Below are 20,200 nucleotides of genomic sequence, written 5' to 3'. Positions count from 1 at the left end.
AGCGATCAGTAACATGGACTCCATGCTGCTTTACTTCATTGATTTATTTGGCACTGCTATCTTTGCCATATCTGGTGTTATTCTCGCCGGACGCCTAAAAATGGACCCTTTTGGCGTAATTGTACTTGGAAGTGTAACTGCGATTGGCGGAGGTACTATCCGCGACATGGCCCTTGGTGCTACCCCTGTATTTTGGATCACCGATAATACGTATTTGTGGGTAATTTTAATCACCTGTTTACTCACGATGATTTTAGTTCGTCGTCCTAAACGTCTACCTTGGTGGGTACTGCCCGTTTGTGATGCGATTGGTCTCGCTGCGTTCGTTGGTATTGGTGTAGAGAAGTCTTTAATATATCAAGATTCATCACTTGTTGCCGTCATCATGGGCGTAATCACTGGCTGTGGTGGAGGTATTATCCGAGATATCTTAGCACGTGAAGTCCCTATGGTTTTACGTAGTGAAGTGTACGCGACCGCTTGTATTGCTGGTGGCGCAGTACATACTATCGCTCTTGCCATGAACCTCGATAACTCTAGTGCATTTTTAGCAGGCGTGTTTGTTACCTTATTCATTCGACTTGGCGCAATTCGCTGGCACTTATCTCTTCCGACGTTTGCGTTGAACAAATAGCGATAGTAAGACCAAAGAAACAAAAAGCCCGCTATGTCAGCGGGCTTTGTCTATTAGTGAATAAGCAAAAGTGAAACTCTATCCGTTTGCTTAAATTTTTGCGTGTAACTCCTGAACGGAAGTGACTGTATTTCGGTCATCTTCTTGGTGCGCCATACACACCGCAAATGCTGCATTTAGCGTTGTCGTGTAGTTCACTTTCTCAGCTAACGCTCCGCGACGAAGTACTTTCGAATCTTCAATCGCTTGACGACCAGCGGCGGTATTCACAATGTAGGTGTACTCATTATTCTTAATACGGTCAAGAATATGAGGACGACCTTCATGGACTTTATTCACTAAGCGAGGGTTGATGCCCGCTTCGCCGAGAATAACCGCAGTGCCGTGAGTCGCATCCAACTGATAACCCAGTTTAATTAGCTTAGAAGCTAAATCGACTACGCGCTCTTTGTCTTCTTCACGAACAGATAGAAGCGCACGCCCGCCTTCTGGGTAAACATTGCCACATCCAAGTTCCGCTTTCGCATAAGCTTCAGCGAATGTTGCACCAACCCCCATCACTTCACCCGTAGAGCGCATTTCTGGCCCTAATAGTGGGTCAACACCAGGGAACTTATTGAACGGTAATACCACCTCTTTTACAGAGTAGTAAGGCGGAATAATCTCTTTAGTAAAGCCTTGAGACTCTAGAGACTGACCAGCCATTACACGAGCGGCAATCTTCGCAACAGGTGCACTGGTTGCCTTAGAAACAAACGGAACCGTACGCGCAGCTCGAGGGTTAACTTCAATAAGGTAGACTTGATTATTCTTAACCGCAAACTGAGTATTCATAAGACCACGAACACCCAATTCGAAAGCAAGCTTTTCAACTTGTTCGCGCATCACGTCTTGAATTTCTTGGCTGAGAGTATAAGCAGGAAGAGAACATGCAGAGTCACCAGAGTGAACCCCCGCTTGTTCTATGTGTTCCATAATACCCGCAATAACAACACGTTCGCCATCACAAATGGCATCCACATCCACTTCAACCGCGTCATCTAAGAAGCTATCAAGTAGTACTGGTGATTCATTTGAAACACTCACTGCTTCATTAAAGTAGCGACGTAAATCTTGCTCATCGTAGACAATTTCCATTGCTCGGCCACCCAATACATACGAAGGGCGAACGACAAGCGGGAAACCGATTTCACGTGACTTTTCAACAGCCTGCTCCATCGTCGTTACGGTAGCATTTTCTGGTTGTAAAAGACCTAAACGATCTACAGCCACTTGGAAACGCTCACGGTCTTCAGCTCGGTCGATGGCATCAGGGCTTGTACCAATAATTGGCACACCAGCCGCTTCAAGTTCACGCGCCAGTTTCAGTGGTGTTTGACCACCGTACTGAACAATCACACCTTTTGGTTTTTCAACACGAACAATCGCTAATACATCTTCCAAGGTAACAGGCTCGAAGTATAAACGGTCAGAGGTATCATAATCGGTAGAAACAGTTTCAGGGTTACAGTTAACCATGATGGTTTCATAGCCATCTTCACGTAGTGCTAAAGAAGCGTGTACACAACAGTAATCAAATTCAATACCTTGGCCGATACGGTTTGGACCGCCGCCCAAGATCATGATTTTCTCTTTATCTGTCGGATTCGCTTCACACTCTTCATCGTAAGATGAGTACATGTACGCGGTATCTGAAGAGAATTCAGCCGCACACGTATCTACGCGCTTATATACTGGGTGAATGTCATATTGGTCACGTAGACGACGAATTTCACTTTCAGCAACACCTAGAATCTTAGACAGGCGAGCATCGGCAAAACCTTTGCGCTTCAGCTTATTCAACATCTCTTTATTTAAGCCAGCAAAGCCACTCGCTTTCACGTCTTGCTCAAGCTTCACAATGTCTTCGATTTGAACCAAGAACCAGCGGTCAATATTGGTAAGGTTAAATACGCCGTCCACCGACATACCGGCACGGAAGGCATCTGCGATATACCAAATGCGATCCGAACCTGCTTCTTTTAGCTCATGGCGAATCGTGGTTAGTGCGTCTGGTGCATCTAGATCAACCATCTCATCAAAGCCCGTCGCTCCAACTTCTAGGCCACGCAATGCTTTTTGCAGAGATTCTTGTTGGTTACGACCAATGGCCATCACTTCGCCAACCGACTTCATTTGTGTCGTTAAGCGGTCATTTGCACCTGCAAATTTCTCGAAGTTAAAGCGTGGAATCTTAGTCACAACATAGTCGATTGTTGGTTCGAAAGATGCTGGAGTTGCCCCACCAGTGATGTCATTCATTAACTCATCTAGCGTGAAGCCAATAGCCAGTTTTGCGGCAATTTTCGCGATAGGGAAGCCAGTCGCTTTAGAGGCAAGAGCAGATGAACGTGATACACGTGGGTTCATCTCAATGATAACCATACGGCCATCTTTCGGGTTGATACCAAACTGTACGTTTGAACCACCCGTTTCAACACCAATCTCGCGCAATACTGCAAGAGAAGCATTACGCATTAGTTGGTATTCTTTGTCCGTAAGTGTTTGAGCCGGAGCAACCGTGATTGAGTCACCGGTATGAATACCCATCGGGTCGAAGTTTTCAATCGCACAAACGATGATGCAGTTGTCGTTTTTATCACGAACCACTTCCATCTCGTACTCTTTCCAACCGATAAGAGATTCATCAATAAGCAGCTCATTCGTTGGCGAAAGGTCTAAACCTCGGCGACAAATCTCTTCAAACTCTTCTTTGTTGTATGCGATACCACCGCCTGTACCACCCATAGTGAATGAAGGGCGAATAATACAAGGGAAGCCAACCATATCTAAAACTTTGTAAGCTTCTTCCATTGTTTTAGCGGTATCAGCCGTTGGACACTCAAGACCAATCGACTTCATTGCTTTATCAAAACGAGAACGGTCTTCCGCTTTATCAATCGCGTCAGCCGTTGCACCAATCATCTCAACACCAAACTCTTCAAGCACTCCGTACTTTTCTAAATCTAGCGCACAGTTAAGCGCAGTTTGCCCACCCATTGTAGGAAGCACTGCATCTGGCTTCTCTTTCGCGATGATATTGCGAACCACTTCCCAATGAATAGGTTCAATGTAAGTCGCATCTGCCATATCTGGATCAGTCATGATGGTTGCTGGGTTCGAGTTTACAAGAATAACTCGGTAGCCTTCTTCGCGCAGGGCTTTACAGGCTTGAGCACCAGAGTAATCGAATTCACAAGCCTGACCGATAACAATCGGGCCAGCACCTAGAATAAGAACGCTTTTAATGTCAGTACGTTTTGGCATTGTCTACTACTCCGATTTACGCTGTATGCAATTTAATTAATTCAATAAAGTGGTCGAACAGCGGTGCTGCATCTTCTGGTCCAGGGCTAGCTTCTGGGTGACCTTGGAAGCTAAAGGCTGGTTTGTCTGTACGATGAATTCCCTGCAAAGAGCCATCAAATAAAGACTTATGCGTTGCTCGCAAGTTTTCAGGAAGTGTCGCTTCATCAGCCGCAAAGCCGTGGTTTTGTGAAGTAATCATCACAACATCACGCTCCAAATCTTTCACCGGATGGTTTGCACCGTGGTGACCAAACTTCATCTTCACTGTTTTAGCGCCAGACGCTAGAGCTAGAATTTGGTGACCTAAACAGATACCGAAAATCGGTAGACCTTTTTCTAGGAACACTTTGGTTGCTTCAATCGCGTAAGTACATGGCTCTGGGTCGCCTGGGCCGTTTGATAGGAAAACGCCGTCTGGATTCAGTGCTAATACTTCTTCTGCTGATGTTTCAGCTGGAACAACCGTTAGGCGGCAGCCGCGGTCAACAAGCATACGCAAGATGTTACGCTTTGCTCCGAAGTCATAAGCGACAACGTGGTATGGCAATTCGCTATCATCTTTCGCTTCAGGAAGGCCACCCGTAAGCGTCCACGAACCCTGCTTCCATTGATACGCTTCTTTTGTTGTAACTTCTTTCGCAAGGTCCATCCCCTTCAAGCCAGGAAATTCTTTTGCCTTAGCAAGAGCCAAAGCTTCATCGATATGGCTACCTTTCAAAGATGCACAAGCAACGATGCAACCGTTTTGAGCGCCTTTCTCACGCAAGATTCGAGTTAACTTGCGCGTATCGATATCAGCAATACCAACGATATTTTGTGATTTAAGATAATCAGAAAGGGATTGTTCATTACGGAAATTAGAAGCGATGAGGGGGAGATCGCGAATTACAAGGCCTTGGGCATGGATAGAAGAGGATTCTTCATCTTCGGAATTGGTTCCGGTATTGCCTATATGGGGATAAGTGAGGGTAACAATTTGTTGGGAATAGGAAGGATCAGTGAGGATTTCTTGGTACCCCGTCATCGAGGTGTTAAAAACGACTTCTCCAACAGCGGAACCATCTGCGCCTATGGACTCACCGTGGAATACCGTCCCATCTTCTAGGACTAGCAGTGCTGACTTACTCAAGGCAACCTCCAGAATAAAAATGCATTAAAGTTGATTTAATTTGCAATTCTACCTTCCTTTACGCGATTAACCAGCGTTTTTATGGAAATTAGACAAATTGGCGGTATTCTATTGATTAGCGTGATTTGTGTCAACATTCACTCGAAAATAAATATGGTCTTTTAACGCGAAATTCGAACTTTCACCCTAAAAGCCCCAAAACAGAACATTTAGATGTAATAAACAGCTCAAAACCAGTAAAACTATTATTTGGGATAAAAATACACACTAACAATCGATCATAAAAACAAATAGACAATACGCAATCGTTACTTTAAATAATTTAATACAAATTATAAGAACAATAACGAAAAATAGACATCAAACACCCAAAATAATAAGTAAACACCTTGGATATAATGAGATTTTAGTGAATAAATATGAAGAAGAGTGGTGAGAAAAAGGTAGGGAATTTCTATGCGCCGAGAGATCTCAGCGCATAATTATCTACTTAAAGGTCATTTAAGCCTAAAACATCAGTCATTGTATAGAAGCCAGCAGGCTTTTCATTTAGCCAAACCGCAGCTTTAATGGCACCATTAGCAAAGGTCATACGATCGGTCGCTTTATGAGTAATCTCAACACGTTCACCAATATCGGCAAACATTGCCGTGTGCTCTCCAATAATGTCACCTGCGCGAATCGTTGCAAAACCAATTTCATCTTTTGTACGTTCGCCAGTTATCCCTTCGCGAGACCAAACTGCCACATCATTGAGATCATTTCCCATTGCATCTGCAATAGCTTCTCCCATGCCAATCGCAGTACCTGATGGCGCATCAACTTTATGGCGATGGTGTGCCTCTACAATTTCCACGTCACAATAATCACCCATCACTTTCGCGGCTTTTTCCAACAACTTAAAGACTAAGTTAACACCCACGCTATAGTTAGGTGCCATAATGATCGGAATTTCTTTCGAAGCATGAGCGATCACTTGTTTCTCTTCTTCAGAAAAACCCGTTGTGCCAATCACCAGTTTTTTACCATGCTGACGGCATAATTCGATGTTAACTAGAGTACTTACTGGTGCGGTGAAATCGACAATGACGTCAAACTGCTCAATTGATTTTTCTAAGTTATCAACCAGAGAAACATTAAAATGCCCCTCACCGCAGAGTTCACCAATATCGACGCCAATAAGGGAAGATTCAGGACGCTCAGAGCCAGCTCCAACAGCAGCGCCTGAGTGATGATGTGTTGCTTTTACGAGGTTTCGGCCCATTCGGCCTGCTGCTCCTGCAATCGCAATTCGAACCATTGCGTTGTTCTCCTTTTGTGATGATGAACACAATGTAACGTAAAGCGTTACTCCGTGCTAGAGTTTTAAACCCTATGACTACCGCCTAAATTCTTTTATAACTCGCTCTAAAATTGGAACATTCGCTTCAGGAAATGCATACTTAGCTAGGTTTTCGACGGCCACCCACTCCCCTTGTTGCCCCTCTTTGCCATACGGTTCATGTTTAAATTGGCTCACTACGATGAAGTCAAATTTTAGAGATTTATCCGGGTAATCAAACTCCAAATGTTCGAATAAGGATTGTTCAACAATCTCAATACCAATTTCTTCGTTTAATTCACGGTTCATCGCATCCTCGATGGATTCCCCCTCTTCTACTTTGCCACCAGGGAACTCCCAAAAGCCTCCTTTATGAACGTGATCCGGGCGCTTTGTGATAAATACTTGGCTTTTATCTGAGTTAAAGATGATCGCTGCAACGATATGGACGCGTTTCATGTACATTCCTATGTTTTACCTACAAAAAGAGCCGCCTAAGCGACTCTTTTATTTATTAAAAACAGATCATGGATTATGCAATTTGACCATGACACTGTTTGTATTTCTTACCAGAGCCACATGGACATGGTTCATTACGACCTACTTTACGCTCTTCACGTACCATAGGTTGGTGACCTTCTTCCGTATGCTCTTCATCAGATAACTGGTTATCCGCATTTTTATGTTGGAATTGCTGACGACGTGCCGCTTCTTCTGCTTGCGCTCGACGTTGCTCTTCCATACGTTCAACTTCTTCTTGTTGTTGAACTCGAACTTTGCTCAAGATAGTGATCACATCAAGTTTTAGTGCTTCAAGAAGATCCTCAAACAACTCAAACGATTCACGCTTGTACTCTTGTTTTGGGTTCTTCTGAGCATAACCACGTAGGTGAATACCTTGACGTAAATGATCCATTGCCGCTAGGTGTTCTTTCCACAACGTATCAAGGGTTTGTAGCATCACTGATTTTTCAAAGTTACGTAAAACAGTTGCGCCAACAGTCTCTTCTTTAGCACGGTAAGTCTCAACTGCCGTGTTTAAGATCTTCTCTCGTAATGCTTCTTCATAAAGTTTATCATCTTCATCTAGCCATGCCTGAATTGGCATCTCAAGATCGAAGTCATTCTTCATGCGCTCTTCAAGACCTGCTATATCCCACATATCATCTAGAGATTGAGGGGCAATGTACTCGTTGATTACGGTAGTGAAGACATCTTCGCGATTGTGTTCAATCATTTCGCTGATGTCATCAGCACTCATTAGTTCATCACGTAGCTCATAAACCACTTTACGTTGGTCATTGGCAACATCATCGTACTCAAGTAACTGTTTACGAATATCAAAGTTACGGCCTTCAACTTTACGTTGCGCTTTTTCAATAGAGCGAGACAACATGCGGCTTTCAATCGCTTCGCCTTCATCCATACCGCTTTGAATCAAACCAGCCATGCGCTCTGATGTGAAAATACGCAGCAGAGAATCTTCCATTGATAGATAGAAACGTGAAGAGCCAGCATCACCTTGACGACCAGAACGACCACGAAGCTGGTTATCGATACGACGAGATTCATGACGTTCAGTACCAATGATGTGTAAACCACCAGATTCTAAAACTTTATCGTGAACAATTTTCCATGCGGTTTTAATTTCAGCGATTTGCTCTTTGCTTGGGTTGTCTAACTTCTCAACCTGAGCTTGCCAGCTACCACCTAGTACAATATCCGTACCACGACCAGCCATGTTAGTTGCGATAGTAACCGCGCTTGGCGTACCCGCTTGTGCAACAATCTCAGCTTCCATTTCGTGGAATTTAGCGTTAAGTACGTTATGTTTCACTTTCGCTTTTTTCAGTGCATTAGAAAGCAGTTCAGATTTTTCAATCGAAACCGTACCCACTAAGCTTGGTTGGCCTTTTTCAACGCGATCTTTAATATCTTCAATGATTGCGTTGAACTTATCCTCTTCAGTACGGTACACCACATCCGGCATATCATCGCGAACCATAGGTTTGTTCGTTGGAATAACAACGGTTTCTAACCCATAGATCGATTGGAATTCAAAGGCTTCTGTATCCGCAGTACCCGTCATGCCTGACAGTTTTTCATACAGACGGAAGAAGTTTTGGAACGTAATTGATGCTAATGTTTGGTTTTCATTCTGAATCTTCACACCTTCTTTTGCTTCAACAGCTTGGTGTAAACCTTCAGACCAGCGACGACCAGGCATAGTACGACCTGTGTGCTCATCAACAATTACAATTTCGCCCTCTTCAGAGATGATGTAATCAACATCTTTCTCAAACAGTACGTGAGCACGTAGCGCAGCATTAACATGATGCAATAGGCTGATATTGGTTGGTGAATAGAGGGTATCCCCCTCTTCCATCAAACCATTTTTAACCATCAACTCTTCAACAAACTCTTGGCCTGTTTCAGTTAAGTACACCTGTTTAGATTTCTCATCCATGGTGTAGTGACCATCACCACGATACTCTTCTGAATCCTCTTTTTCTTGTAATTCAAGATGAGGGATCAGGGTATTAATCTTAGTGTATAGCTCAGAGCTATCTTCAGCAGGACCAGAGATGATCAATGGTGTACGAGCTTCATCGATTAAAATCGAGTCAACTTCATCGACAACCGCGAAGAAACGCGCACGTTGAACTCGATCTTCATTGCGGAAAGCCATGTTGTCACGCAAATAATCAAAACCGAATTCGTTGTTTGTTCCATAAAGAATATCAGCAAGGTACGCTTCTTTCTTTTCTGGTGGTGCCATATTTGGAACGTTAACACCAACGGTCATGCCTAAGAATTCAAACAGTGGGCGGTTCGTTTCCGCATCACGCTTCGCTAGGTAATCATTCACTGTAACGATATGCACACCTTTCCCAGGCAGTGCATTTAGATATGCAGGTAATGTTGCGGTAAGTGTTTTACCTTCACCAGTACGCATTTCTGCAATCTGGCCATTGTTTAGTACCATGCCACCAATAAGCTGAACGTCGAAATGGCGCATGCCATAAACACGTTTTGATGCTTCACGCACCGTTGCGAAAGCTTCAGGAAGCAGGTTATCTAAGCTCTCACCTTTTTCTAGGCGAGCACGGAATTCTATCGTTTTCGCTTTAAGCTCTTCGTCAGATAATGCTTCAAACGTTGGCTCATAGTTATTAATTTCTTTTACGATTTTTCTAAGGCGGCGCAGTGTTCTGTCATTGCGACTGCCAATTACCTTTGTCAGTAACTTAGTAATCATTTGCTGTGGATCTCTCGTTCTTAGATCGTCTTCGATCTAGTATTAATGCCTTCAGTCTCTACCAGTTTTAAACTAAGGATACTGAGATAAATCATCTCTCACTGATATTGTGATACAGACTTTGATTTTCAAGGCTCATTCTGAATTTTGTACTCAGTAGTGTAAGTAATTTTGAGTTGAACAACCATCGCTAAACCCAATAGTTTGAAGCACTTTGTACTTTTATGCTCGATTGACGAATGAATAGACAAACTTTGATTGCAACAACAGTGTACCAACAAGCCTTCCTCGTCTAAACTGCACGTATATCTCTTCTATTTATGAGTAATTTCATGCGTGATCATCGGCCAACCCTTACTCAAACGCTCATTTCAGAATCTCGATTCAACCAATTACAAGAGCATGCCGCCGAGATAATGACCATCAATAATGCCTTGCGTGATATTTTACCTAAAGGAACTGCAAACCAATGTAGGGCCGCAAACTTACGTGGCGGTAATCTTGTTATCGAAGTTGCGAGTGCATCGATAAAGATGAAGATAAACTACGATCGGCTGATGATTTTAAGTCAACTGAGAAATATGGGGTTTGCCAGACTAATTGGACTTGAAGTGAAAATAAACCCAGCACTTTATAGAACGATGCAGGAGAAGCATGAAAACAAGGAACCGTCTCGCCCACCTATTTCTGATGCGGCAGCAGGTTCTCTGTTAATGATCGCAGAAATGGCACCACCGAAAATAAAAGCTCGCCTTGAGAAAATTGCTCAAATGGCAGTAAAAAACAAATAGCCATGGAACGATTTTCGCTATAAAGATTCAGATACAAAAAAGCCAGGCTTCAACACCTGGCTTTTTTAAATTCAATTTGTGCTACTTACGCTAAAACCATATTAGGGTCTGCAAATGCAACTGGAGAACCAGCTTCTTCTTCAAAAGTAGCCCATTCCCAAGCTTCTTGGTCAGCAAGCACAGCTCTTAATAATTGGTTATTCAAACCATGCCCTGATTTATAAGCTCGGAACTCACCAATAATAGCGTGTCCACACATGTATAAATCACCGATAGCATCTAGAACTTTATGAGTAACGAATTCATTTTCGTAACGAAGACCTTCTTCATTCAAAATTCGATATTCATCTAGAACAATCGCACAATCAAAGCTGCCACCTAAACATAGGTTCTGTGATTGTAAGTACTCAATATCACGCATAAAACCAAATGTACGAGCACGAGAAATCTCTTTAACAAAACCTTGAGAAGAGAAGTCAAACAACATGCGTTGTTCGTCTGATTCAATCGCAGGGTGATTAAAGTCGATTTCAAAATCCATTCGGAAGCCATTAAATGGAACAAATTCAGCCCATTTGTCACCGTCTTCAAAACGTACCGGCTTTTTAATTCGAATGAATCGCTTTGGAGTATTGAGCGTTTGAACTCCAGCTTGTTGTAACAAGTAAACAAACGGACTTGCACTGCCATCCATGATTGGAATTTCAGGTGCATCAACCTCAATAATGATGTTATCGATACCCATACCAGCAAGTGCAGCACTAAGGTGCTCTACCGTGGAAATGCGTACGCCTTCATCATTAACTAATGCTGTACATAGCATAGTGTCACGTACTGACGCCGGATCTGCTGGAAAATCAACAGGCGGATTTAGGTCAGTACGACGATAAATGATACCCGTATTTGCAGCAGCAGGGCGAAGAGTAAGTGTCACTTTACGACCGGAATGGAGACCCACACCGATTGTTGTCACTATTTCTTTCAGAGTACGTTGTCTGATCATCTGCTTGCCTCTTTGTCAGTGCTACAATCACGATCGGTTAGCTAACCGACCGCGAATGCTACCATAATTTTGAACAGTGTCAAATTAATGGTTACTAATTAGTCAGCCTGACGACGTAAAAATGCTGGGATATCTAAGTATCCACTCTCTTTTTCAGCCTTTGGTGCTGCGCTTTGACCCGCACTCACTGAAGGTTGACTCATATTTGGCGATGTCGGCTGTGGTTTTACCTCTACTTTTTCTTGCAAAGGTTGTGCCGGTTTTTCTTCTACTTTCGCAGCTTGTTGTACTGGCGCTTGCGGTTGTGACACTGCTGCCACTTTCGCTTTTCCACCCGCAACTAATGTGATATCAGGCTTTTTTTCTGTACCGATACCCGTTGCAACAACAGTAACGCGAATTTCATCTGTCATATCTGGGTCTAGAGAAGTACCGATAACCACCGTTGCGTTATCCGATGCAAATGCTTTCACTGTGTTACCCACAGTTTCAAATTCATCTAAACGCATGTCTAAACCAGCGGTAATGTTAACTAGTACGCCACGAGCACCAGCTAAATCAATATCTTCTAGTAATGGGCTTGAGATTGCAGTTTCTGCGGCTTCTTCTGCGCGATCTTCACCACGAGAAATACCACTACCCATCATTGCGTGGCCCATTTCCGACATCACTGTACGAACATCGGCGAAATCGACGTTGATCATACCAGGACGCGTAATAAGCTCCGCAATACCTTGAACCGCATTTTTAAGTACATCATTGGCACTTGCAAATGCTTCAAGTAGCGTCACGCCACGACCAAGAACTTTAAGCAACTTCTCATTTGGAATCGTAATCAAAGAGTCAACATGCTTAGACAGTTCTTCAATACCTTGCTCTGCAAAGGCTAAACGCTTCTTGCCTTCAAAGCTGAAAGGTTTAGTCACAACGGCAACCGTTAAGATATTTAGCTCTTTTGCCACTTCAGCAATAACAGGAGCAGCACCAGTACCAGTACCACCACCCATACCAGCGGCTATAAATACCATATCGGCCCCAGTCAGAATTTCTTTAATTCTATCTCGGTCTTCAAGAGCTGCATCACGTCCAACTTGCGGGTTTGCACCAGCACCTAAGCCTTTAGTGATGTCGCCACCAATTTGGATAACGCTATTTACGCTTGTTTTACGCAGTGCTTGCGCATCTGTGTTTACACTGATGAACTCAACGCCTTCAATAGACTCTCGCACCATGTGTTCTACAGCATTACCGCCGCCACCACCAACTCCAACGACTTTGATTACTGCATCGTCTGACATTTCCATCATCGGTTCAAACATGTGTTGTCTCCGTTTTCCCTGCAACTCAGGTTAAAACTCATTTTGTATCCAGTTACGCAACTTGCCGAATATTCCTGACACTGACGATACAGAAGAGCGCTTTGGCTCACTATATTCACCATCATCATTGATCTGACTATCTTTTGCATAATGAAGTAAGCCAACAGCCGTAGAATGATACGGCTCTTTAACGTAATCGGTTAAACCACTAACTTCTAGAGGTTTACCTACTCTAACTTGATTGCGGAATACGCGTTCTGCACACTCCACCAATCCTTCAATTTGTGCTGCGCCACCCGTTAAGACGACACCAGCAGCTAAATGGTGCTTAATACCATCTTCGCGCAATTTAACTTGAACAGTATCAATCGTCTGATTAACCAAGCCCATTAACTCAGTGTAACGAGGCTCAATAACTTCTGATAATGTCTGTCTTTGCAAGCTACGAGAAGGACGCCCACCAACGCTTGGGACGTTAACGGTGTCATCTTTACTCACTAATTCGCTTAATGCGCAGCCGTATTTAACTTTAATCTCTTCAGCATCACTGACAGGGGTGCCAAACGCAAATGCAATGTCACTTGTGACCGCATTACCAGCGTAAGAAAAAACTTCAGTATGCCTTAATGCACCACCAGTCCAAATAGACACATCCATTGTACCAGCGCCAATATCGACAACACAGACACCCAGCTCTCGCTCATCTTCGGTAATAACGGCATTACTTGAGGCCAAACCGGAGAACACTAGCTGTTCAACTTTTAGTCCACAACGTTCCACTGCTTTAATAATGTTCCGCGCCATATCATTATGGCAGGAAATAAGATGAACACTCACTTCCATACGGACACCAGACAAACCAAGCGGGTTTTTAATTCCCTCTTGGTAGTCAATCGTAAATTCTTGAGGAATAACGTGCAGGATACGCAGTTCTTCCCCAATTTTGATTGACTTGGCAGTATGTATGGCGCGATCCATATCATCCTGAGAAACTTCCTCATCAGATATGGTCCCCATCCCTTTCTCGATACGGCTTGCAATATGCTTACCCGACAAGGAGATAAATACATTACTAATTTGGCATTCTGCCATTAACTCTGCTTGGTCGACCGCTCTTTGTACCGATTTAACAACGGATTCAAGATCGTTAACGCCGCCTTTATCCATCCCTCGAGAAGGACTACTTCCTGCACCAATGATGTTTATTTGACCATCAGGTAGGACTTCACCAACTAGAGCCGAAACACTTGCAGTGCCTATATCAAGACCAACAATAATGTTGTCATCTGTGGTCTTAGTCATCTGTACTCTCTTGTTCTAAGTCTTGCTTAGGAAACCAACCAACGGCAGCTCCCGTATCATACCTAAGATCGATATAGCTCACTTGTTCAGCTTTTGCGCCTAATTCATTATAAAGTGAGATAAATCGCTCAATACGTTCTGATAACGACTCTTTGCCTAATTCAAGACGAATGCCATTATCTAAAATAATTTGCCACGCTCTACGCTCATTCAACACAAGAGAGGTAATTGCTAACCCTAAACTTTGAAAGCGAGGGTTATTCTCTTGCCAAATATTCAATACTTGCTGGCTTGTACCGTCAGGTCCATAAAGCTTAACTCGCTCACCTTTCAGCTGGCCAACATCACCATTAAATACATCACCAGATTCATTTAACAGTTCATTTCCATTCCAGATAGCAGAAGCGTGATATTCCGTTAAAAATACTTTCACTGTGTCAGGCCATTGCTTACGAATGGATACCTGTGACACCCATGGAATAGCCTGAACACTCGATTGCAATGCATCAATATCTTGCGACATAAAGGTGCCAATATGATCCAACTGAGCAAAAGCACGCTGTACATCGTGTGCCGTTACGTAACTCAAATCACCTTGCAATACTATTTTTGAGAGTGGGAGTCGTTGATCATCCCACATCCAACTTAATGTTGAATAAAGAAGAGAGCCAATTAATAGTAAAACCACCAGCAAAAAGGTCGCGCCAAAAGCGTGCTCTTTTACTAGTGGGTAATTGGATACTGAACGGCCTTCACTTAAAGCACTTTCTACCAAAGTCCGCGATCCCTTTTCTTAGCTTGCAATTCTATTCCCTATCGTTTCGTAATAGAGGTAAAAGCACTTACTTTAACCTTGGGATTATACTGAGCTTATTCAAACTATCAAACATTGATAGTAAGAATTTCAAGCTCAATCTAATCAATTTCTCAATCTGGGGACTCAAACACGCATTGTGCAGGATCTCACGACACTTGCTGCATTCTATTAATATTTAACTCAAGAGCCGCCAGCTGTTTTGCTACTTTACCAACATCACCCGCACCTTGAGTCAAGACTAGATCACCATCTTGGAGCACATTAGCCAGCACGGAAGGCAGTGTTTGAGCGTCTGGAACGAAAATAGGATCGATCTTTCCGCGGCTACGAATGGTCCGACACAAAGCTCGACCATCTGCGCCTGCAATCGGTTTTTCACCCGCCGCATAAACATCTAGCATGATTAATACGTCCACTTGCTCAAGTACATTAGCAAAATCATCGTATAAATCACGAGTACGACTGTAACGGTGAGGTTGGAAAATCATCACCAATCGATTCTCTTTCCAGCCAGAACGTGCAGCTTGAATCGTAACATCAACTTCTGTTGGGTGATGTCCGTAATCATCGACAAGCATAGCAACACCATTACCAGTATCGAATTCACCTAAGTGGTCAAAGCGACGTCCTGTTCCTTGGGTTCCTGCCATTGCCGCTAAAATAGCCTCATCAGAGATGTCATCTTCCGTTGCTACTGCAATTGCCGCAGATGCGTTGAGTGCGTTATGACGGCCTGGGATATTCAAGGTGATATCTAAGTTAGCTTTGCCTTCGCGTACAACAATGAACTTACCTTGTTGTCCATCTTGATGATAATTTTCAATTCGAACATCAGCATCGTCAGAGAAACCATAAGTGATCACTTGACGGCTAATACGAGGAATTAACTCACGCACAACATCATCGTCAACGCAAACAATCGCTTGTCCATAAAAGGGTAAGTTATGCAAGAAATCGACAAATGTCTGTTTCAATACTTCAAAATCGCCGCCATACGTTTCCATATGATCCGCTTCGATGTTGGTGACAATACTGACCATAGGCTGTAAATGTAAGAACGAAGCGTCGCTCTCATCCGCTTCAGCAATTAAAATGCGGCTTGAACCTAGCCGAGCATTAGTGCCTGCACTTTTTACTAAACCGCCATTTACAAATGTTGGATCTAAGCCTGCTTCAGAATAGATCTGAGTCACTAAGGCTGTTGTTGTCGTTTTACCATGAGTTCCGGCAACTGCGATACCATGTCGAAAACGCATCAATTCAGCCAACATTTCTGCACGGCGAACAACTGGAATTCTCAACTCACGTGCGGCAACGAGTTCAGGGTTTTCTTCATTAATCGCAGTTGAAACAACAACCACGCTCGCACTTTCTACGTTACTGGCTTGATGACCAAAAAATACGGTTGCACCTTTGCTAGTCAATCGCTCTGTGACTGGGTTTTCTGAAAGATCAGAACCTGTAATTTGATAACCTTCATTTAACAGTACTTCCGCAATACCACTCATTCCAGCCCCGCCAATCCCTACAAAGTGGATAGACTTAACACGACGCATTTCTGGCACCATGGCACGAATTTGAGCAAGGTTTTGAGTATGTTCAATCGTCATTTTCAATTCTCATTATTCAGTTAAGGCAATAATAGCCTTGGCAACAGTCATGTCAGCATCAAGCTTGGCAGCTTTACGCGCTTGTTTTGCCATTGCAAGTAATTCTGTTCGAGTTAAAGCTTGGATATTGCTGGTTAACTTAGCAACGCTCAGATCAGGTTGCTCTATCATTTCAGCCGCACCACACTCAACTAAATGGTCTGCATTAAGTGCCTGTTGGCGGTCTTTATGCATAAATGGGATAAATACCGCCCCAATACCTGCCGCAGAGACCTCAGAAACCGTCAATGCACCCGAGCGACAAACCAATAAATCGGCCCACGCATAAGCTTGAGCAACATCATCGATAAATTCTACCACCTCAACATTATCGGTCATCTCTTGAGGGTATGCCTTAAGGACTTCCTCGCGGTTATTTCTTCCAGCTTGGTGGATAACCGTGTAGCCATTACCTAACGCTTTCAGTGCATCAGGCATTGTTCTATTTAAAATTTGAGCACCTTGGCTGCCTCCCATCACTAAAATACGAATGTCACCTTCGCGTGACGTCATTCGAATTTCTGGATCAGGTAACTCAGCCACATCTTGACGAACTGGGTTGCCGACCACTTCTGCGTGTGGAAATGCGCCAGGAAACGCTTGGAATACTTTTTTGGCAATTTTAGAGAGCCATTGATTGGTTAACCCTGCGACAGCATTCTGCTCATGCAAGACAACGGGAATACCCAGCAACCATGCCGCAATGCCACCCGGTCCGCTTACGTATCCACCCATCCCAAGTACGACATCAGGTTGCCAGTTCTTCATATGGCGTCGCGCTTGGATAATGGCATTAATGATCTGGAAAGGCGCTTTAACTAATTTAGCCAAGCCCTGTCCACGTAGACCTTTTACCTTAATAAAATCAATGTCTATGCCATGTTTAGGAACTAACTCAGCTTCCATACGATCCGCCGTGCCTAACCAGCGGATTTCCCAGCCTTGTTGCTGAAGCTTTTTGGCAACAGCAAGGCCAGGGAAAACATGCCCACCGGTGCCACCAGCCATAACTAATAAACGTTTATTTTTTTTCATCGTTTTCTGTTCTGATAAAGTCTTGTTCTGCTGAATCTGCTAAAGGCGTGCTTTTTTTCTGCACCCTACATTCGTGATCTATTCTCAAGAGTATGGATACCGCCGTCGACATAACAATCAAGCTCGACCCACCATAACTGATTAGTGGCAAGGTTAAGCCTTTGGTCGGAACAATACCCGCAGCGGCCCCTACATTAACCAATGTTTGGAAGGCAAACCAGATCCCGATACCAAATGCGAGATAGCCACCAAATTGTTGCTTGCTTTCGAACGCTCGCTTACCAATAAAGACCGCTTTTAACACCAGGCTAAAGATAAGGATTAACACTAAAGTTACGCCAATAAAGCCTAACTCTTCCGCCAACACGGCAAATACAAAGTCGGTATGAGCCTCTGGTAAGTACTCCAATTTTTGGATGGAATTACCTAACCCTTGACCAAACCACTCTCCTCGACCAAAAGCCATCAATGACTGAGTCAACTGATAACCGCTACCAAATGGGTCTTCCCACGGGTCCAAAAATGATGTCACTCGTCGAATTCGATAAGGCTCTAAGGCTATCAGTCCAATGACCGCGATGATCCCTACCACCACGAGTCCAATAAATTGAGTGAGCTTAGCGCCGGCAATGAACAGCATTCCAAATAGGGTGACCAGCATAACGACTACGGTACCCAAGTCTGGCTGCCCAAGTAGAAGCGCGGCTAATAACCCAAAAACAAGAATCGGCTTCATAAATCCGCCAAAAAAGGTTTCCCTTACTTCTGCCTGTTTACGAACCAAATACCCCGCCATAAAAATAAACAGCGAAAGTTTCGCGACCTCTGCAGGCTGTAAATTGAACAGACCTAGAGGGATCCAGCGTGAGGCTCCGTTCACGGATTTTCCCGCCACTAATACCACGACCAGTAAAAAGAACGAGAGTGCTAACAAATAGGAGCTGTACTGCATCCAACGTTTCAATGGAATCTGCAGTATCACACTTGATGTTATGAGCGCTAAACCGAGGAAAACAGCATGACGAAACATAAAGTGAAAGGGTTGATCCGTCAGTCGTGAGCTAATAGGGAATGAAGCCGATGTCACCATCACTAACCCCGTAAGCATTAGACCAAGAGCAATCCAAACCAATTGACGATCAAACAGCGCATCGGGGGTTGGTGTCATGAACCAATCTTGCCACTTATCTTTACACTGCTTCACACTGACCAAGTTCATCGCCTTACTACTGACTAAGCGTATTGTTGAGCAAGAGCAGTGAAGGCATCACCTCTCGCCATGAAGTTTTTAAACTGATCGAAGCTAGCACACGCAGGCGATAACATCACCATATCGCCTTCAACCAACTGATCTTCAATCGATCTAATGATATCGTGCATTGAATCATATTTTTTTGCGGATGTGTGAAGAGGCATAAATTCATCGGCATCTTCACCAAAACAACATAATTGAACCGGTAATGTTTTCAACACTGGAGACAACTCAGAGAAATCAGCGCCTTTACCCACTCCGCCCACCAGCAAATACAGCGTCCCTTGGCAATCCAAACCAGAAAGCGCTGCTAATGTACTCGCAACATTGGTCGCTTTAGAGTCGTTGACCCACTTAATTCCACGATGATTGGCCACCACTTGGCAACGATGAGTGAGACCGTTGTATGCCTTCAATGCTGGTAACGTGCTGAATAAGTCGATGCCAACCTGTTTCAATAAGGCTAAAGCCACCAAAGCATTGGCAACATTATGTCGCCCAACAAGAGTAAGCTCATCAACCGCAAGCAGTGCTTGTCCGTTGTCTGCCAAATACTCTTTTCCATCTTTAACCATCAAGCCGAAATCTTGATCATCAAAACCAAATGATTTGATGTTCCCAGTAAAATGATCGGCGGTGGTTTGAACGTCTTCACGATTAATAATCGCGGTTTCAGCGTTATTGAAAATGCGCAATTTGGCTTGACGATACGACCCCATGCCATCATAGCGATCCATATGATCTTCAGATAAATTGAGGAAGGCTGCCGCGGTAAGTTTTAGACTACTGGTTGTCTCTAATTGAAAGCTCGATAACTCTAAGACATACAAATCGGCATCTTGATTTAGCAAGTCGAGAGCAGGCACGCCGATATTCCCACCAACGCCCACATTTAAGCCTGAAGCACTTGCCATAACACCCGTCAAATCCGTTACTGTGCTTTTACCATTTGAGCCTGTGATCGCAATAACCGGCTTTTTCACCGCCCATGCAAACAGCTCAATATCACCAATAACAGGTATACCTTGCTGTAATACAGATTGAATTTCTGGTGTTGCGAGTGCAATACCTGGGTTTGCAACAACGAGGTCGGCTTCTGCTAACCAAGCGGTATTCCAACTGCCAGAGTGAAGTTCAACATCTTGAGGGAGTTGCTCTTTACTTGGCGGACTCATACGAGTGTCAATCACTCGAAGTGACAATTGCGGCTGCGTTTTCTTCAGATGTTGAACCACTGAAAGCCCTGTAATCCCGAGCCCTACAACCACCACATTATGAATACCTTGCCAATGAGCCATGTCGATACCACTTCTACCAATAAGAAAACGAGAAGCAATCGAC

At 43.8% G+C, this 20,200-nt stretch carries 15 protein-coding genes; 2 read left to right on the top strand and 13 right to left on the bottom strand.

What is annotated here, in order from left to right; genetic code table 11:
* Positions 1–13: 13 nt before the first annotated feature.
* Entirely contained in the window at positions 14–634 is a 621-nt protein-coding gene (locus L4C39_RS13070; protein WP_113799429.1) for a TRIC cation channel family protein, read from the top strand.
* Between the two features lie 90 nt (positions 635–724).
* Here the strand turns inward: L4C39_RS13070 and carB are convergent, their stop codons facing one another.
* The 5 genes from carB to secA all read right to left on the bottom strand — a co-directional run bounded on the left by carB (position 725) and on the right by secA (position 9,691).
* Positions 725–3,940 (bottom strand): carbamoyl-phosphate synthase large subunit, encoded by a 3,216-nt coding sequence (carB, locus tag L4C39_RS13065; protein WP_261888538.1) that lies wholly within the window; start codon positions 3,938–3,940, stop codon positions 725–727.
* 16 nt (positions 3,941–3,956) lie between these two features.
* Positions 3,957–5,111: a glutamine-hydrolyzing carbamoyl-phosphate synthase small subunit gene (gene carA, locus L4C39_RS13060; protein WP_017051063.1), complete on the bottom strand. Its 1,155-nt coding sequence runs from the start codon at positions 5,109–5,111 to the stop codon at positions 3,957–3,959.
* A gap of 490 nt (positions 5,112–5,601) precedes the next feature.
* On the bottom strand, positions 5,602–6,411 hold the full coding sequence (gene dapB, locus L4C39_RS13055; protein WP_429746297.1) for a 4-hydroxy-tetrahydrodipicolinate reductase: 810 nt from the start codon (positions 6,409–6,411) through the stop codon (positions 5,602–5,604).
* Between the two features lie 78 nt (positions 6,412–6,489).
* Entirely contained in the window at positions 6,490–6,891 is a 402-nt protein-coding gene (gene mutT, locus L4C39_RS13050; protein WP_017051065.1) for an 8-oxo-dGTP diphosphatase MutT, read from the bottom strand.
* A 73-nt stretch (positions 6,892–6,964) separates the two neighbouring features.
* On the bottom strand, positions 6,965–9,691 hold the full coding sequence (gene secA, locus L4C39_RS13045) for a preprotein translocase subunit SecA (protein ID WP_371711969.1): 2,727 nt from the start codon (positions 9,689–9,691) through the stop codon (positions 6,965–6,967).
* Between the two features lie 332 nt (positions 9,692–10,023).
* On the opposite strand from secA, the gene L4C39_RS13040 reads away from it, so the two are divergent.
* Positions 10,024–10,482: a DUF721 domain-containing protein gene (locus L4C39_RS13040; protein WP_429746294.1), complete on the top strand. Its 459-nt coding sequence runs from the start codon at positions 10,024–10,026 to the stop codon at positions 10,480–10,482.
* A gap of 85 nt (positions 10,483–10,567) precedes the next feature.
* On the opposite strand, the gene lpxC is transcribed toward L4C39_RS13040, so the two are convergent.
* From lpxC to murD, 8 genes are all read right to left on the bottom strand, one after another.
* A complete protein-coding gene (gene lpxC, locus L4C39_RS13035) occupies positions 10,568–11,485 on the bottom strand; it encodes a UDP-3-O-acyl-N-acetylglucosamine deacetylase (protein ID WP_017051068.1) in 918 nt (305 codons plus the stop codon).
* Positions 11,486–11,583: 98 nt separating this feature from the next.
* A complete protein-coding gene (ftsZ, locus tag L4C39_RS13030) occupies positions 11,584–12,804 on the bottom strand; it encodes a cell division protein FtsZ (RefSeq protein WP_017051069.1) in 1,221 nt (406 codons plus the stop codon).
* 30 nt (positions 12,805–12,834) lie between these two features.
* Positions 12,835–14,106 carry a cell division protein FtsA gene (ftsA, locus tag L4C39_RS13025; protein ID WP_017051070.1) on the bottom strand — a complete coding sequence of 424 codons (1,272 nt, stop codon included), beginning with the start codon at positions 14,104–14,106 and terminating at the stop codon, positions 12,835–12,837.
* Positions 14,099–14,881 carry a cell division protein FtsQ/DivIB gene (locus L4C39_RS13020; protein WP_017051071.1) on the bottom strand — a complete coding sequence of 261 codons (783 nt, stop codon included), beginning with the start codon at positions 14,879–14,881 and terminating at the stop codon, positions 14,099–14,101. Before L4C39_RS13020 ends, ftsA begins: the two co-directional genes overlap by 8 nt.
* Before the next feature lie 188 nt (positions 14,882–15,069).
* Positions 15,070–16,533, bottom strand: coding sequence for a UDP-N-acetylmuramate--L-alanine ligase (gene murC / locus L4C39_RS13015; protein ID WP_429746291.1), 1,464 nt, complete (start codon positions 16,531–16,533; stop codon positions 15,070–15,072).
* A 12-nt stretch (positions 16,534–16,545) separates the two neighbouring features.
* The gene (gene murG / locus L4C39_RS13010) at positions 16,546–17,607 is read right to left on the bottom strand and encodes an undecaprenyldiphospho-muramoylpentapeptide beta-N-acetylglucosaminyltransferase (RefSeq protein WP_136994163.1); all 1,062 of its coding nucleotides are present in this window, start codon (positions 17,605–17,607) and stop codon (positions 16,546–16,548) included.
* The gene (gene ftsW, locus L4C39_RS13005; RefSeq protein WP_429746363.1) at positions 17,594–18,775 is read right to left on the bottom strand and encodes a cell division protein FtsW; all 1,182 of its coding nucleotides are present in this window, start codon (positions 18,773–18,775) and stop codon (positions 17,594–17,596) included. The genes murG and ftsW overlap by 14 nt, the downstream gene beginning before the upstream one ends.
* A gap of 65 nt (positions 18,776–18,840) precedes the next feature.
* Positions 18,841–20,157: a UDP-N-acetylmuramoyl-L-alanine--D-glutamate ligase gene (gene murD / locus L4C39_RS13000; RefSeq protein WP_429746288.1), complete on the bottom strand. Its 1,317-nt coding sequence runs from the start codon at positions 20,155–20,157 to the stop codon at positions 18,841–18,843.
* Between the last annotated feature and the right edge of the window lie 43 nt (positions 20,158–20,200).

Source organism: Vibrio clamense, assembly GCF_050337905.1.
Lineage (GTDB): Bacteria > Pseudomonadota > Gammaproteobacteria > Enterobacterales > Vibrionaceae > Vibrio > Vibrio cortegadensis.
Note: the sequence above shows the minus strand (reverse complement) of the source record. Positions and strands in the feature narration are given on the sequence as shown.

Excerpts from the sequence above, each read along its gene's own strand:
- ftsZ (WP_017051069.1), bottom strand. The coding sequence starts at position 12,804 with ATGTTTGAACCGATGATGGAAATGTCAGACGATGCAGTAATCAAAGTC.
- dapB (WP_429746297.1), bottom strand. The coding sequence starts at position 6,411 with ATGGTTCGAATTGCGATTGCAGGAGCAGCAGGCCGAATGGGCCGAAAC.
- carB (WP_261888538.1), bottom strand. The coding sequence starts at position 3,940 with ATGCCAAAACGTACTGACATTAAAAGCGTTCTTATTCTAGGTGCTGGC.
- murG (WP_136994163.1), bottom strand. The coding sequence starts at position 17,607 with ATGAAAAAAAATAAACGTTTATTAGTTATGGCTGGTGGCACCGGTGGG.
- L4C39_RS13070 (WP_113799429.1), top strand. The coding sequence starts at position 14 with ATGGACTCCATGCTGCTTTACTTCATTGATTTATTTGGCACTGCTATC.
- ftsW (WP_429746363.1), bottom strand. The coding sequence starts at position 18,775 with ATGACACCAACCCCCGATGCGCTGTTTGATCGTCAATTGGTTTGGATT.
- murD (WP_429746288.1), bottom strand. The coding sequence starts at position 20,157 with ATGGCTCATTGGCAAGGTATTCATAATGTGGTGGTTGTAGGGCTCGGG.
- ftsA (WP_017051070.1), bottom strand. The coding sequence starts at position 14,106 with ATGACTAAGACCACAGATGACAACATTATTGTTGGTCTTGATATAGGC.
- secA (WP_371711969.1), bottom strand. The coding sequence starts at position 9,691 with ATGATTACTAAGTTACTGACAAAGGTAATTGGCAGTCGCAATGACAGA.
- murC (WP_429746291.1), bottom strand. The coding sequence starts at position 16,533 with ATGACGATTGAACATACTCAAAACCTTGCTCAAATTCGTGCCATGGTG.
- L4C39_RS13040 (WP_429746294.1), top strand. The coding sequence starts at position 10,024 with ATGCGTGATCATCGGCCAACCCTTACTCAAACGCTCATTTCAGAATCT.
- lpxC (WP_017051068.1), bottom strand. The coding sequence starts at position 11,485 with ATGATCAGACAACGTACTCTGAAAGAAATAGTGACAACAATCGGTGTG.
- mutT (WP_017051065.1), bottom strand. The coding sequence starts at position 6,891 with ATGAAACGCGTCCATATCGTTGCAGCGATCATCTTTAACTCAGATAAA.